Annotated in this window: 1 protein-coding gene; it reads right to left on the reverse strand. The window is 67.8% G+C overall.

The window, feature by feature from the left end; all coding sequences use genetic code 11:
* On the reverse strand, positions 1-1,088 hold a 1,088-nt coding region (gene hydA, locus ACI379_RS08560), incomplete at its 3' end, for a dihydropyrimidinase (RefSeq protein WP_439791663.1).
* Between the last annotated feature and the right edge of the window lie 134 nt (positions 1,089-1,222).

Below are 1,222 nucleotides of genomic sequence, written 5' to 3' on the forward strand. Positions count from 1 at the left end.
ACGCCCTGGTACATCAGGTCCATGCGGTGCTCGATGGTGCCGATCCCGTTGGGGATGTTGCGGAAGTCGCCGACGCCGAGCTCCTTCTGCTCCTTGAAGCAGAACGGGCAGTGGTCGGTGGAGACCATCTGCAGGTCGTTGGTGCGAAGCGCCTGCCACATGGAGTCCTGGTGACCTTCGGCGCGCGAGCGCAGCGGCGTCGAGCAGACCCACTTGGCCCCCTCGAAGCCGGGCGCACCGAGCTGCTCCTCCAGGGAGAGGTAGAGGTACTGGGGGCAGGTCTCGCCGAAGACGTTCTGACCGCGGTCGCGGGCCACCGCGATCTGCTCGACGGCCTGCTTGGCGCTCACGTGGACCACGTACAGCGGGGCTCCGGTGAGGTTGCCGAGCATGATCGCGCGGTGCGTGGCCTCCTCCTCGGCCTGCCAGGCACGGGCGATGCCGTGGTAGTACGGGTCGGTCTTGCCGGCGCTGACCAGCTGCTCGGCCAGCACGTCGATGACGGGGCCGTTCTCGGCGTGCATCATCGTCATCAGGCCCAGGTCGGCGGCCTTCTGCATCGCCTTGAGGATCTGCGCGTCGTCGGCGTAGAAGACGCCCGGGTACGCCATGAACATCTTGTACGAGGTGACGCCCTCGGCCACCAGGTTGTCCATCGCCGCCAGCGCGTCGTCGTCGACCCCGCCGATGATCTGGTGGAAGCCGTAGTCGACCGCGCAGTTGCCGCGGGCCAGGTCGTGCCACGTCTCCAGCCCCTCCATCACCTTCTCGCCGGTGCGCTGCACGGCGAAGTCGACGATCGAGGTGGTGCCGCCCCATGCCGCCGCCACCGTTCCCGTCTCGAAGGTGTCGGAGGCGAAGGTGCCACCGAAGGGGAGCTGCATGTGGGTGTGGGCGTCGATGCCGCCCGGGATGACGTACTTGCCGCTGGCGTCGAGGACGGTGTCCACGCTGGACTTCAGGTCGCTGCCGAGCAGGGTGGAGCCGGGCTCGAGCAGGGCCACGATCTTCTCGCCGTCGATGAGTACGTCGGCGTGCACGGTGCCGGTGGCGTTGACCACCAGCCCGCCGGTGATGAGGGTCGTCATGGTGTCTCCTCCGGCCTCAGGGCTTGGCGATCTCGGTGTAGGAGTCGGGGCGGCGGTCGCGGTAGAACTGCCAGTCGTCGCGCATCTGCTGGACCATGTCCATGTCGAGGTCGCGGATCAGGATCTCCTCGTCG

Source organism: Nocardioides sp. (assembly GCF_051876515.1).
Lineage (GTDB): Bacteria > Actinomycetota > Actinomycetes > Propionibacteriales > Nocardioidaceae > Nocardioides.